The sequence below is a fragment of the Duganella fentianensis genome (assembly GCF_964031615.1).
GTDB lineage: Bacteria > Pseudomonadota > Gammaproteobacteria > Burkholderiales > Burkholderiaceae_D > Rugamonas > Rugamonas fentianensis_A.
The window spans coordinates 209,824-223,019 of the sequence record NZ_CAXIQN010000020.1 but is presented as its reverse complement, the minus strand read 5'-3'; the positions used below and the strand labels follow the sequence as shown (position 1 = coordinate 223,019).

At 61.2% G+C, this 13,196-nt stretch carries 10 protein-coding genes; all 10 read left to right on the top strand.

Annotated features, from left to right (window positions below):
* The first annotated feature begins 21 nt into the window (after window positions 1-21).
* Window positions 22-1,005, top strand: a complete 984-nt coding sequence (locus ABNT42_RS15515; RefSeq protein WP_348698441.1) for a two-component system response regulator — start codon at window positions 22-24, stop codon at window positions 1,003-1,005.
* A gap of 162 nt (window positions 1,006-1,167) precedes the next feature.
* Window positions 1,168-3,534 carry an outer membrane beta-barrel family protein gene (locus tag ABNT42_RS15510; protein WP_348698439.1) on the top strand — a complete coding sequence of 789 codons (2,367 nt, stop codon included), beginning with the start codon at window positions 1,168-1,170 and terminating at the stop codon, window positions 3,532-3,534.
* A gap of 318 nt (window positions 3,535-3,852) precedes the next feature.
* Window positions 3,853-5,766 carry a methyl-accepting chemotaxis protein gene (locus tag ABNT42_RS15505; protein WP_348698437.1) on the top strand — a complete coding sequence of 638 codons (1,914 nt, stop codon included), beginning with the start codon at window positions 3,853-3,855 and terminating at the stop codon, window positions 5,764-5,766.
* An 18-nt stretch (window positions 5,767-5,784) separates the two neighbouring features.
* Window positions 5,785-7,326, top strand: a complete 1,542-nt coding sequence (locus ABNT42_RS15500) for a chemotaxis protein CheW (protein ID WP_348698435.1) — start codon at window positions 5,785-5,787, stop codon at window positions 7,324-7,326.
* Between the two features lie 13 nt (window positions 7,327-7,339).
* Window positions 7,340-8,413 carry a chemotaxis-specific protein-glutamate methyltransferase CheB gene (cheB, locus tag ABNT42_RS15495; protein ID WP_348698433.1) on the top strand — a complete coding sequence of 358 codons (1,074 nt, stop codon included), beginning with the start codon at window positions 7,340-7,342 and terminating at the stop codon, window positions 8,411-8,413.
* 21 nt (window positions 8,414-8,434) lie between these two features.
* Window positions 8,435-9,058 (top strand): HEAT repeat domain-containing protein, encoded by a 624-nt coding sequence (locus ABNT42_RS15490; protein WP_348698431.1) that lies wholly within the window; start codon window positions 8,435-8,437, stop codon window positions 9,056-9,058.
* Window positions 9,059-9,901, top strand: coding sequence for a protein-glutamate O-methyltransferase CheR (locus ABNT42_RS15485; RefSeq protein WP_348698429.1), 843 nt, complete (start codon window positions 9,059-9,061; stop codon window positions 9,899-9,901).
* The gene (locus tag ABNT42_RS15480; protein WP_348698427.1) at window positions 9,898-10,278 is read left to right on the top strand and encodes a response regulator; all 381 of its coding nucleotides are present in this window, start codon (window positions 9,898-9,900) and stop codon (window positions 10,276-10,278) included. The genes ABNT42_RS15485 and ABNT42_RS15480 overlap by 4 nt, the downstream gene beginning before the upstream one ends.
* A 4-nt stretch (window positions 10,279-10,282) precedes the next feature.
* On the top strand, window positions 10,283-12,943 hold the full coding sequence (locus ABNT42_RS15475; RefSeq protein ID WP_348698425.1) for a chemotaxis protein CheA: 2,661 nt from the start codon (window positions 10,283-10,285) through the stop codon (window positions 12,941-12,943).
* Window positions 12,943-13,185, top strand: coding sequence for a hypothetical protein (locus ABNT42_RS15470; protein WP_348698423.1), 243 nt, complete (start codon window positions 12,943-12,945; stop codon window positions 13,183-13,185). The genes ABNT42_RS15475 and ABNT42_RS15470 overlap by 1 nt, the downstream gene beginning before the upstream one ends.
* The last annotated feature ends 11 nt before the right edge of the window (window positions 13,186-13,196 follow it).

The following is a 13,196-nucleotide window of genomic DNA, read 5'->3' as shown; positions in this document are numbered from 1 at the left end:
GAATCTAACCCACGTTTAGCGATGATGAACAACCTTCCCAATCTGTTGCTGGTCGATGACGAGCCCACCAATCTGCAAGTGCTGCGCAATATTTTGCAGGATTACTATCGGCTGCAGTTTGCCCGCAACGGCCAGAAAGCGCTGGAGCTGGCCGAACAGGAGCGCCCCGATCTGATCCTGCTGGATGTGATGATGCCCGGGATGACGGGGCTGGAAGTCTGCCGCATCCTGAAACAGCATCCGCAGACCAGCAAGATCCCCGTGATCTTTGTCACTGCGCTCAGCGATGCCGATGACGAGGCCACCGGTTTCGAGGCGGGCGCGGTTGACTACATCAGCAAGCCGGTCAGTCCGGCCGTGGTCAAGGCGCGGGTGAAAACCCATCTGTCGCTGGTGCGGGCGGAGGAGCTGGAAAAGACCCGCTTGCAGATCATCCATAAGTTAGGCAAAGCCGCCGAATACAAGGATAACGAGACGGGCCTGCATGTGATTCGCATGAGCCATTTTGCCCGCTATCTGGCGCAGGCGGCCGGTTGTGATGATACGTTCGTGGAGCAGCTGTTTCTGGCCGCACCCATGCACGACATCGGTAAGATCGGCATTCCCGATGCGGTGCTGCTCAAACCCGGCAAGCTTGATGCCGACGAGTGGAAAATCATGCAGGGCCATGTGGATATCGGCGCCGAAATTCTTGGCGATGACGATTCCAGCCTGTTGCAGATGGCCGCCAGTATCGCCCGCAACCACCATGAGAAGTGGGATGGTAGCGGCTATCCGCGTGGGATCAGCGGCGAGCAGATTCCGCTCGAGGCGCGTATCGTGGCGATCGCCGATGTGTTCGATGCGCTGACCAGTGTGCGTCCGTACAAGAATGCATGGACGGTGGAGGAGGCATTTGCCCTGATCCGGAAAGAAGCGGGTAGCCATTTTGATCCCCAGCTGGCGCAACTGTTTCTGACGCTGGATGCGCAGATCCGCGAGGTGCAGCGTAATTGGGCTGACTAATGGACTGACTAATGGACTGCCTTAGGTAGGCGACCCAATGCAGGCGCGACACAGGCGTCAGAGTAACTTTCAATGTTGCTGTTTTGCTAGCATCGCTGTACGGAAAGTGGTATGGTGGCGAACTCTTGATTTGCCTATCTTTGCCGCTATCCGAACATGTCCATGTCTCTACGTCCGACCCCGTCCGTTCTTTCCGCGACCATCGCTGCACTACTTCTGAGCTGGCAGGCTCAGGCTCAGGCTCAGGCTCAGGCTCAGGCTCAGGCCCAGACACCGGCTGATGCCGCAGCCGTCACGACGACCAAGGAGAAGCAGGAAGCGGCGCCGGCCCCTATCGTGAATGTGGTGAGCGAGCGCCAGACCAACCGCATTGACCGGCAAGTCTATGACATCAAGAATGACGCCAGCACGTCCGGCGCCTCGGTAGGCGATGTGCTCAACAACGTGCCATCGGTGAACGTCGATCCTAATGGCACGGTCAGGCTGCGCGGCAGCGAGCGCGTTACCGTGCTGGTCGATGGCAAACCGACGGCACAAATGCAGGGCGAGAATCGCGCAGCAGCGATCAATGCGCTGCCCGCCGAGAATTATGAGTCGGTGCAGGTGATTAACAACCCCGGTGCCGAATTCGGCAACGAAGCGGGCGGTGGCCCCATCCTCAATCTGATTTCGCGCCGCTACACCAAGCCGGGCGGCAATGGCAGTGTGGCCAGCAATCTCGGCCCGGCCGGACGTAAAAATGCCTTTGCCACCGGTAGCTACAGTGCTGGCTACGCTTCCGTCAACGGTAGCTTCAATTATCGGCGCGATGGCAATGAATCCGATACGGATAGCATGCGCGAGCGCATCGATCCCGTTACGGGCAGTGTTAGCCGTTTGCACCAGAGCTCGCAGCGCAGCGGTCTGACCGACTTCATACAGGGCGGCGTAGGCGGCCGTTACAACTACAACGAGCGCGATACGCTGACGGGTTCGCTGTCGCTAAACAAGCGCGGCAATGATGCCCGCACCAGCGAACACCTGAGCGACTTCGGTACGGGTAGCACGGCGCTGAGCGACTATCTGACGCGCCGCACGGCCAGCGGCGATGCGATCAATCACGAACTGGTCTCCGGCTGGGAGCGCCGTTTCAATACCGATGGCGAAAGCCTGAAAGTGGATTTGCGCCATTCCTCGAATAACAGCAATACCGATACGGCGGCGCTGTATCAGCCGATTACGCTGCCCTTGGTGGCCGCGCCTGTGCTGCGCAACTACACCCAGAACGTGGAAAACCGCGTGCGTCTGACGGATCTGAGCAGCGACTATTCGGGCAAGGTGGGCGCCGGCTTTCTGACGGCGGGCGGACGCTGGCAGCGCACGCGCCAGAGCAGCGACTATCGCTATCTGTTCCTCGATACGGGCGCGCTGGACACGCGCCGCAGCAATCTGTTCGAATTGGCGCAGGATGTGACGGCAGCCTATGCGACCTACGAACAGCCGCTCAACGCGCTGTGGTCGTTCAAGGGCGGCATGCGGGTCGAGCATACGGAACTCGAACTGGATCAGGTCAGCACCGCTGTGCAGGCCAGCAACCGCTACACCAATTATCTGCCCAGCCTGTTCCTGACCTATAAGCTCGATCAGTTCACCAATCTGCGGCTGTCCTATGCCGACCGGATTTCGCGTCCGAGCGCGGGCGATCTGAATCCGTTCGTGAACTATGCCAGCGAATATTCGATCAGCTCCGGTAATCCCCGCTTGCTGCCGGTGCGGCTGCACTCGCTGGAACTGGGCTATGAAACCAAGATCAAAGGGCTGATGCCGGCCAGCCTGCGCGGCTATCTGCGCCATGAAGCCGATGTAATCACGGAGCGCCGCAGTTTCGTCAGCCCGAGCACGCTGCTGACCAGCAAGGTCAACGAGGGCGACCGCAGCGCTGGCGGGGTGGAGTTCTCCATCATGGCCATGATTCCGCCGAATATGAAGTGGAACGGCATGGCACTGCCATCGATCCGCTTCATGTTTAACGGTAACTGGGGCTTTGTCGAGCAGGATCGTCTGGGCTTGCTGGGGCCGACCGGCGAGAAGCGCCGCACGCCGTCGCTGGGCTTGCAGGGCGGGGCGCAGTGGAGCATCACGCCGGATGATACGCTGACTTTCATGACCTTCCGGCAGGGTAGACAGCTGTCGGGCGAGGGCTACCGCGATCCGTTCAGTATGGTCAACCTCGCACTCGAACACAAATTCTCGCCCCGTCTGTCGCTCAACGTCCGTGCCAACGACGTGCTGCGCGGAACTGACCAGCATTACCGTGTCGATACCGACATACTGCGCGACCGCACTGATGTCAGTGTGCACCAGCGCCGTCTGTATGTGGGCTTGCGCTACAGTTTCGGTGGCGTCACCGGCAACGATGCCGTACGCAATGCCTTGCAGGCCGCCGGCGTGAATCCCGATAGCCAGGTCGCCAAGGACGCGATGCGGATGATGCAGGGACAGCAGTCCAAGAGCGAGCCGGCAGATAAAAAGCCGGAAGAAAAGAAATAGCCGCTACTAGCACGCTGCACGTTGACAGCAATTGTCCAGAACAAGAAATCCCCTGACATTCAGGGGATTTTTTTTATGCATTGCACATTTGCTGCCCTAATTGTTAGGCCGGTGCAACCCTTTCACGGCCGTTTTTCACAAACATTGTTCTGGTGAGCAATTGACATGATTGGACAAAATTTATTTTTATGTCTCTATTTTGACAAATAAATCGTTGAATTCATAAAAATTCGATGAAAACGATATTTCCGTACGGGAATATGCCATAATGAGTCATCACTTTTTCGTTGATGTACCCAACCGCAAGGAGAGACTTCCATGGCCCTCGTTAAGAAGCCGGTATCGGCCAGCAGCCCAGCCGCCACTGACAAAACCTCTGCAGCAGCGGCGCGCGAAGCCGATGCCCAGCGTAAGCGCGCACGCACGCTCGCCAAGCAACAGCAGGCTGCCGAGCGGATTGCTGCTGCTACCGGTCAACTGTCTTCAGGCATTAACGAAGCGTCGTCGGCCGCCGAGCAGCTCAAGCGCGCCTCGAGCCAGATTGCCACCGGCGCGCAGGAAGCGTCGGGCGCGTCACAGGAGTCGCTGGCCGCGTTCAAACAGGTGGGCGGGGCCATCACCCGTCAGCTGAATAATGCGAATATCAGTCAGGCCAAGAGCGAAGCCGTACAGCAACTGATAGGCCGTACCAGCGAAGATGTGGGGCGCTTGATCGCCAACGTGGATCTGGCGGCCAAGCGTCAGGCGGCATCGGTGGAGATGGTGGTAGAACTGGAGAAGCAGGCGGCGAATATCGGCGAGATCGTCAAGGCCGTGGTACGCATTGCCGACCAGACCAATCTGCTGGCGCTGAACGCGGCGATCGAAGCGGCCCGTGCCGGCAAGCATGGCAAAGGCTTTGCCGTGGTGGCCGATGAAGTGCGCACGCTGGCCGAGACCTCGGAAAAGAGTGCCAAGCAGATTCAGGATATGGTGGGTCAGATCCAGCAGGAAGTCAAAGCCATTGCTGACGGCATTAACGGTTCGGCCAAGACGGTGGAAGGCGAGCTGGAAAAAGGCCGTGTCATCACCTCGCAGCTGGAACAGATCCGGCTCGATGCGATCGAGGTGGTGAAAGGCGTGACCGAAATTGCCACGGGTGCCCAGCAGTCCGCCGATGCCGCCCAGCTGGCGCTGCGCGGTTCGGAAGATATCGCCACGGCGGCGGAAGAACAGTCGGCCGCAGCGGAAGAGTCGGGTAAGACTGTCAATGAGCAGACACTGGCGCTGGCCGAGAGCGAACGTACAGCGCAGACCCTGTCGGAACTGGCAGAAGATCTGAAGAATTCCACCGACATTACTAAGAGCTCGGAGGAAGTAGCCTCCAGCGCCGAGGAACTGTCGTCTGCCGTGCAGGAAATCAACCGCGCGGCCAGCCAGATCATGGTGGCGCTGGAACAGATCCGCAAAGGCGCGCAGTCGGCCGCGGCGGCAGCGGAAGAGTCGGCTGCGGCAGTCAACCAGATCGAGCGCGGTGTGGAACTAGCGCAAGCGCGGGCTGCCCAGTCCGGTCAGAAGGTCCAGAACATGCAGAGCCTGTTGACGACCAACAAGACCGCGGTCGATCAACTGATCCACGGCATCGGCGCGTCGGTCAAGGAAACCCAGAACAGCATCCGTCAGGTCAAGGATCTGGAACAGGTCTCGCGCCGCATCGACAAGATCGTGGAAGCGATTACCACCGTGTCGATACAGACCAATATGCTGGCCGTGAACGGGTCTATCGAGGCAGCTCGGGCGGGCGAATTCGGCAAGGGCTTTGTGGTGGTGAGTACCGATATCCGCAATCTGGCCCGCGATTCGGCCGAGAATGCTGACCGCATCAAGGATCTGGTGAAAGCCGTGCAGGATCAGATAGCCCGTGTTAGCAGCGACCTCGACGAGATCGTCAAAGCGGCATTGGCGGAAACCGAACAGGCCAAGCAGTCGACCGCCAATCTGACCCGCATCGAAGCCGATGTGGTGGAAATCGAAGCGGGTACTTCAGAGATTCTCGGCGCCGCCAATGACATCGCCGTAGCGATTACGCAGGCCAAGCGCGGTATCGAACAGATTTCGGCCGCCGCACAGGAAGCCGAAAAGGCCACCGGCGAAGCCGCTGCGGCAGCCGAGCAGCAGTCCAAGGGGGCAGAGGAACTGGCTGCCGCAATCGAGGAAATTGCCTCGCTGGCCGACGAACTGCAAAGCCTGTAATAGGCGGGAAGGACCATCATGAGCGAGGACGTACTGCTCCAGCCCGGGACGGGTGTGGATGATGAAGTCAGTAGCGACACGCGCCAATTCGTCACTTTTCTGGCTGGCGGCGAAGTGTTTGCCGTGGATATGGCGCCAGTGCAGGAAATTATCCGCGTACCGGAGGTGGTTCGGGTGCCGCTGGCGCCCCGTACGCTGGACGGGCTGGCCAATCTGCGTGGCCGCGTGCTGCCGATTATTTCCCTGCGCCGCACCTTCGGCTTCGACGAGATCGTGCACGATGATTCCACCCGTGCGGTGGTGATCGATCTAGGCCAGCCATTAGGCTTTGTGGTGGACCGCGTGGCCAGCGTGATTAACGTGGAGCCGGAAAATATCGAAGCGGTCGATGGCATACGCAGCACCGTGCGTAGTGAATTGCTGACTGGGATATTGAAAGATGTGGGTGGCTTCGAGATGGTGATGGTGCTCGATTTCGCCCGCCTGATTGCGCAGGAATTTGCCCAGGTGATGGCTTTCGCCAGCGAAACGGCGGCTGCCAGCTTTGATAGCGTGGCGAGCGAGCAGGCCGATGCTGCCGCCAACAGCGATGAACTGCAGCTGGTCAGCTTCTCGGTGGCCGAGCAGGAATACGCCATCGATATCTCCAGTGTGCAGGAAATCGTGCAGGTGCCCGACCGCATCGTCGCCGTGCCGAATTCACCACAGCATGTGCTGGGGCTGATGACGCTGCGCGAACGGCTGCTGCCGCTGGTCAGTCTGCGCTGCATGTTTGCGCTGCCGCTGCGCGAACTGGACGAGCGTAGCCGGGTCGTGGTGGTGGCGCTGGGCACCACTGCTGTCGGGGTGGTGACGGATGCCGTGTCGGAAGTGCTGCGGGTGCCGACTGCCATGGTCGATGCCATGCCAGCCCTGCTGGCGCGCGACGGCACTCTGTCCGATATCAGCCGCATCTGCCGGCTCGATGGCGGCAAGCGGCTGGTGTCGATACTGTCGGCGGACAATATGTTCCGCCATTCTATGGTCAAGGATGGATTGCAAACGGTGGAAGCCATGGGTGACGATGTACATGCAGAGCGCGATGAAGATCTGACCAACGACGATGAGGAACAGGTGGTGGTGTTCCAGCTGGCGGCCGGTGAATTCGGCGTACCGATCGATAGTGTGCAGGAAATCGTGCGGGTGCCGGAAACCCTGACCCATGTGCCGAAAGCACCGGACTGGGTGGAAGGCGTGATCAATCTGCGCGGTGCCGTGCTGCCTGTGATCGACCAGCGCAAGCGGCTCGATCTGGCTGCCAGCCAGCGCAGCGATCGCCAGCGCATCATGGTGTTCCTGCTGGGCGGGGTGCGTACCGGCTTCATCGTCGATGCCGTGACCGAGGTGCTGAAGATCGCCAAGAGTGCCATCGAAGCGGCGCCGCGGCTGTCGGGCCAGCAATCGCGCCTGCTGGGGCGGGTGGCCAATCTGGAAAAACAGCAGCGCATGATCCAGCTGATCGATCCGCAGTATCTGCTCGATCGGGAGGATAACGCAGCACTGGCTGAACTGGCCGGCTAAGGGGGGCGTAGTCATGCCGATCAAACTGTTGATAGTGGACGATTCGGCGCTGATGCGGCGCCAGATTAGCCAGGTGTTCGAGGCCGAGGGCGATTTCAAAATTGCGCTGGCACGCAACGGGCGCGAAGCCGTCGAACAGAACCAGCAGTTCCAGCCGGATGTGATTACGCTCGATATCAATATGCCGGAACTGGATGGCCTGAGTGCCTTGGCGCGCATCATGGCCGAACGGCCAGTGCCGGTGGTGATGGTGTCGTCGCTAACGGAAAAGGGCGCACTGGCCACCTTCGAAGCGCTGGCGCTGGGCGCGGTCGATTATGTGGCCAAGCCGGGCGGCACGATTTCGCTGAGTATCGATCTGGTCAAGCAGGCACTGGTCGAGCAGGTGCGTGCTGCGGTCTCGGCACGGGCGCGGCCACCGGGCCGGGCACGCGGGCTGGCTGCCCGTCTGCGTGCCGAACGCGAGGCGCTCAGAGCGGCCAAGCCGGCGCCGCGCAAGCGTAGCGACGGGGTGGCCGAAGGGCTGGTGCTGATCGGCGTATCAACCGGCGGGCCGGGTACGCTGGAAACCATACTGCCCCAGTTACCGGCGGATTTTCCCTATCCGGTGATCGTGGCCCAGCATATGCCGCCCGCATTTACCGGGCCGTTCGCCCAGCGCATGAATGGCATGTGTGCGCTGAACGTGGTGGAAGTGCAGCGCCAGATGGATCTGCAGGCAGGCACGGTGTACATCGCCCGTGGTGGTGCCGACGTGGTGGTCAGTGCCCGTGCCGGCAAGCTGGTGGTGCTGCCGCGGCCGGAATCACGCGAGCTGTTATGGCACCCGTCGGTGGAACTGCTAGGCCGCAGCGTGCTGGAACACTGCAGTGCCGAGCATGTCATTGCGGTGATGCTGACCGGCATGGGCTACGACGGCGCCGATGCGTTTGCCGAACTCAAGCAGCAAGGCGCGCGCACCATCGCCGAGGCTGAAGAAACTGCCGTGGTATGGGGCATGCCGCGCGAACTGATAGAGCGGCGTGGCGCGACCGTGGTATTACCGAATTACCGTATAGCCGAGCAATTGCTAGGCTGGTCTAACTGAACGAGCACAAGGAGAGCAAGCATGGGTATAGTCAAACCCCAGCAGGCGCCAGCGCCCGGCGATGAAGGGCGGCGCCGCACGCGTGATGTGGCGGGCTTGCTGGCAGGGCTGGGCGATCCCGATCCTGCGGTAAGGCGCTGGGCAGCGCGCGACCTTGGTAGCGAGCCGCAAGGTGCTGCCGCGCTGGTCGAGCTGCTGTTCAAGGAAAGCGATTCCAGCGTGCGCGAGGCAGTGCTGCTGGCGCTCACCCAGATCGGCGATGCCACCGCAGTGGCGGGGCTGACGGCCTGCCTGCGCAGTGACGATGTGGCGCTGCGTAACGAAGCGATCGAGAGCCTGAAGCTGATGCCGGACGCCGTAGCGCCGGTGATGCATGAACTGCTGACCGATAGCGATGCCGATGTGCGCATCTTCGCCGTGAACGTGCTGGAATCGCTGCGCCACCCCGATGTGGAGCAATGGCTGTGCGGCGTGCTCGAGCGCGATGAACATGTGAATGTGTGCGCGACCGCGGTCGACCTGCTGGGTGAAGTGGGCAGTGCCCAGGCCGTGGCGGCACTGCAGCAGCTCAAGCAGCGCTTCGACGGTGAACCCTATATTGCGTTTGCAGCCGATCTGGCGCTCAAACGCATCGAGGAGAGCTGAGTGAGTACCATCACGATCAGCGACGACGACTTCGAAAAGTTCCGCGAGTTCTTCTACCGGAAGACGGGGATACAGTTCGAACCCACCAAACGCTATTTTGTCGATAAGCGGCTGATCGAACGCGTGCTTGCCACGGAATCGGGCAACTTCCGTAACTATTTCATGACCTTGCGCTTTCAGGCGTCTGGACAGGAGTTGCAGACGCTGACCAATCTGATGACGGTCAACGAGACCTATTTCTTCCGCGAAGAGTACCAGTTCAAGTGTCTGGTCGATTCCATCCTGCCCGAGATCATCAAGCATAAGCAGCCGGGGCAGACCATCCGGATCTGGTCTATCCCGTCTTCGTCCGGCGAGGAACCGTATTCGATCGCCATCTATCTGCTCGAGCACTGGCCCGATATCGCCAACTGGGACGTGGAACTGATTTCGTCCGACATCGATACCGATATTCTGGCCAAGGCCCGCAACGGTCTGTACAGCCCCCGCTCGGTGCAGCATCTGCCGCTACATCTGCTGGCGCGCTATTTCAAGCGCCAGCCCAACGGCGACTACCAGATCGATGACAGTCTGCGCGGCTCGGTGGAATTTACCCGCGTGAATCTGAACGAGGCGGCCGATACGCGGCCCTACCGCGGCATCGATGTGATCTTCTGCCGCAACCTGCTGATTTACTTCGACGACCTGTCGCGTGCCAAGGCGGCCGAAGCGTTTTACGATGCACTGCACCCCGGTGGCTATATTTGCCTCGGTCATTCCGAGTCGATGAGCCGCATTACTTCCCTGTTCCGGGTACGTAAATTCCCGGAAGCAATTGTCTACCAGAAGCCGGAGAAGCGATGACTAATCTCAGCAAACGTATCCTGGTCGTCGATGACGCCGCCACGGTGCGGATGTATCACCGCACGATTCTGGAGGGCGCCGGCTATGCCGTGTCCGAAGCCGTGAACGGTATCGAAGGACTGGAAAAAGCCCTGAGCGTACCGTATGACCTGTATCTGGTCGATGTCAACATGCCCAAGCTCGATGGCTATGGCTTCCTGCGCGCACTGCGGGCAGAAACCATAGCGCAGGCGCCGGCCGTGATGATCTCGACTGAATCGCAGGGACGCGACCAGACCGCCGCCTTCGTGGCCGGTGCCAACTATTACCTGATCAAGCCTATCAAGCCGCAGGAATTGCTGGCCGTGTGCCGCATGCTGGTGGGCGCGGGAGTGTGAGACCATGAACCCCTTACTCGAACAGTTTGTCCTCGAAGCACGTGACTTCCTGCAAGGCATAGGCACCGAGCTGATGGCGCTGGAGGCCGATCCGGCCAATAGCGAACGGATGACCGATCTGTTCCGGCTCGTGCACACGCTGAAGGGAAATTCCGGTCTGTTCGATTTCCCCGTGATGACGGCGCTGCTGCATGCGGGCGAAGACCTGATGGATGCCGTGCGCGACGGCCGCACACCGTATGGACGCGAACTGGCCGACCTGCTGCTCGATGCCATGGATCTGGTGGGTAGCCAGATCGATGAAATCGATGCCCACGGCATACTGGGTAATCGCACCGATGCAGCCGCCCAGCGCATGGCGGCGGCCTTGCGCCAGCTGATCCCCGCACGGGTGGTGGTCGAGCAGGCGGCCGACGCTGCAACAGCAGCGCAGGATGAAGCACGTTGGCGTACGCCAGTTCCGGCGCTGGAACAGCTCGACGAAGCCGAGCGCATGACGGTGTGGCGCCATGCCGCAGCACAGGTGCCGCTGTACCGCCTGCTGTACGCGCCCGATAGTGATTGCTTCTTCAAGGGCGAGGACCCGTTCCACCAGATGCGGCAGGCGCCTTCGCTGGCCTGGGGCGCAGTCCATGCACCGGACTGGGCGCCGCTGGCCGAGCTCGATTGCTACCAGTGCCAGCTGACCTTCGATGGTCTGCTGCGCTGTACCGAAGCGGAGATACAGGAACACTTCCGCTATGTGCCCGAACAGATCCGTCTGCAGGCGCTGCCGCTGGCTGCACTGGCGCTACCTCAGGGGCGGCAGGATGGCGGCCCTGATTTCGCCGACTTCATCGCCGTGGCACGCGATCTGCTGGCGCAGGACGATTATGCCGCGCTGCTGGCGGCCTGCGACAGCATGCTTGATCTGTGTGCGGCCGATCTGTGGCGCGCCTCGGCGCTGCGCTGGCTGCAGTTGGCATTGCAGGCCGAGCCGGTACAGCAGACGCTGGCGGCCACGCTGGTCGAGGCTTTGCAGGCGCAAGAGCTGCCTGCGGCCATTGCAGCAGTGCCGCAGTCCGGCCCTGCCGGAGCTGCCGCTGATGCCAGCGCCACGCCCGCTGCTGCCACCCGTCCTGGCGAGACGGCCGCTAGCGCTGGCATCGCGGCCGCATTGTCCGCCGAAGATAAGGCCGTGCTCGATGCCATCGCTGCCACGCAGGCGCGCATCCTGTCGCTGCCAGACGACGTGGGCTGGCTGGAAGGGCGGCTGCAAGGTTGTGCCACCACCTTGCGCGCCATGCTGCTGCAACTGGGGCTGCCCACTGCAACGCTGGAACAGGCCTGCTCCGCTTCGCTGATGTCGCATAGTAATACCCCGCTGGCCCAGTGGCTGGAAAACTATCTGCACGCGGAAGACGTGGCGGAAGCTGCACCGCCAGCCGCTAGCGGCGAACGTGCCAGCGAGGAGGAGGTGCGCTTCGGCCGCCGTGCCGAAGACCACGTTACCAGCAAGGTGCTGAAAGTCGATCAGGTCAAGGTGGACCGGCTGATGGATCTGATCGGTGAAATGGTGGTGGCCAAGAACAGCCTGCCGTATCTGGCCAACCGCGCCGAGAACCAGTTTGGCGTGCGCGAACTGTCGCGCGAGATCAAGGCGCAGTATGCCGTGATTAACCGCATCGCCGAGGAAATGCAGGATGCCATCATGCAGGTGCGCATGATGCCGGTGTCCTTCGTGTTCCAGCGCTTCCCCCGCATGGTGCGCGACATTTCGCGCAAGCTGGGCAAGGAAGTCGAGCTGGTACTGGAAGGCGAGGAGACCGAGGCCGACAAGAATATGGTGGAGATGCTGGCCGACCCGCTGGTGCACATCGTGCGCAACAGTCTGGATCACGGGCTGGAAGCGCCCGACGTGCGCCAGCAGAACGGCAAGCCACGGCAGGGCCGCTTGCTGATCCGTGCTGCCCAGGAAGCCGACCGCGTGGTGATCGAGGTGATCGACGATGGCCGTGGCATCGATCCGCAAGCCGTGCGCCGCAAGGCGCTCGAGCAGGGCGTGATCGACAGCGCCCAGTTCGAGCGCATCAGCGATCAGGAAGCCATCAATCTGGTGTTTGCGGCCGGCTTCTCGACGGCGGCGCAAGTATCCGATCTGTCGGGACGCGGAGTGGGCATGGACGCGGTGCGCAATGCACTGGAAAAAGTTGGCGGTACCGTGCAGTTGCAGAGTACCGTGGGTGTGGGCACCACCATCCGTCTGAGCCTGCCGCTGTCGATGGCGGTGACCAACGTCATGATCATCGAATCGGATGGCCAGATCTTCGGTGTGCCGATGGATAGCGTGGTGGAAACCGTGCGCCTGCCTATGAGCCATCTGCGCGCCATCAAGCAGCAGCAGACGGTGGTATTGCGCGGCAAGATAGTGCCCGTCATGGCGCTCAACACCTTGCTGGCGATCGACGTAGCGCCGCAGCCGAATGCCGATGGCGAGGTGGCTGCGCTGGTGGTGCGGCTGGGCGGCGATCACTGTGCGCTGCTGGTGGACAATTTCCGCGAAGTGGTGGATGTCATCCTCAAACCACTACCAGGCGAACTGGCGCGTCTGCGCGGTTATGCCGGTACCGCTCTGCTGGGCGATGGTTCGGTACTGATGGTGCTTAACCCCAAGGAGCTGTTCTGATGGCTATCGAATATCTTGAAGAGCACGTCTGCCTGACAGAGTACGTCACGGTGGAGGAGGCCGATGGCCTGCTGGCCTGGTTACAGAAAACCCCTGCCGGTGCGGTCGATCTGCGCGGCTGTAGCCACCTGCATGCGGCCAACCTGCAAGTGCTGATGGCTGCCCGTCCCGCGATACTGGCGTGGCCGGAGGATGTGGCGCTGGCGGCGTGGCTGCGGCGTTCACTAATACCCCATGAATAAACCAACCATAA

What these genes read in the sequence shown, in the direction of transcription:
- ABNT42_RS15490 (WP_348698431.1), top strand. Translation starts at nt 8,435, where the DNA reads ATGGGTATAGTCAAACCCCAGCAGGCGCCAGCGCCCGGCGATGAAGGG.
- ABNT42_RS15510 (WP_348698439.1), top strand. Translation starts at nt 1,168, where the DNA reads ATGTCTCTACGTCCGACCCCGTCCGTTCTTTCCGCGACCATCGCTGCA.
- ABNT42_RS15515 (WP_348698441.1), top strand. Translation starts at nt 22, where the DNA reads ATGATGAACAACCTTCCCAATCTGTTGCTGGTCGATGACGAGCCCACC.
- ABNT42_RS15475 (WP_348698425.1), top strand. Translation starts at nt 10,283, where the DNA reads ATGAACCCCTTACTCGAACAGTTTGTCCTCGAAGCACGTGACTTCCTG.
- ABNT42_RS15500 (WP_348698435.1), top strand. Translation starts at nt 5,785, where the DNA reads ATGAGCGAGGACGTACTGCTCCAGCCCGGGACGGGTGTGGATGATGAA.
- cheB (WP_348698433.1), top strand. Translation starts at nt 7,340, where the DNA reads ATGCCGATCAAACTGTTGATAGTGGACGATTCGGCGCTGATGCGGCGC.
- ABNT42_RS15480 (WP_348698427.1), top strand. Translation starts at nt 9,898, where the DNA reads ATGACTAATCTCAGCAAACGTATCCTGGTCGTCGATGACGCCGCCACG.
- ABNT42_RS15470 (WP_348698423.1), top strand. Translation starts at nt 12,943, where the DNA reads ATGGCTATCGAATATCTTGAAGAGCACGTCTGCCTGACAGAGTACGTC.
- ABNT42_RS15505 (WP_348698437.1), top strand. Translation starts at nt 3,853, where the DNA reads ATGGCCCTCGTTAAGAAGCCGGTATCGGCCAGCAGCCCAGCCGCCACT.